Annotated in this window: 1 pseudogene; it reads right to left on the reverse strand. The window is 39.2% G+C overall.

The features are described from left to right. Positions 1–286: pseudogene (locus tag AAEY62_RS21845) on the reverse strand (phosphate ABC transporter permease); the annotation flags it as partial.

Raw genomic sequence — 286 nt, forward strand, 5'->3', positions numbered from 1 at the left:
CTTCTTGCCAAAGTGCAGACCAAGTAACTTCTGGGTGTTCGTTATGAATTTCTAATACGGTTAGTTTGTTGTCAGCAACAATTAGCGCTGCATTTGCACGCGGTGCTATAGCAAAGTTTTTAATTGCTCCTTCGCTTACTTTGCCTTGCCACAATTTTGCTTGGCTTGTGGTGTAATAAACACCTAACTCACCATTACTACTGGTAGTAAAAAAGGTACGGCGGTAAAACTCAGTAAATACGTTTAACTTACTTTGCTTTGTTGTTTCAAATGAGCGGATTTTTTG

The organism is Pseudoalteromonas sp. GW168-MNA-CIBAN-0100, from assembly GCF_040309225.1.
GTDB classification, from domain to species: Bacteria; Pseudomonadota; Gammaproteobacteria; order Enterobacterales; family Alteromonadaceae; genus Pseudoalteromonas; species Pseudoalteromonas arctica.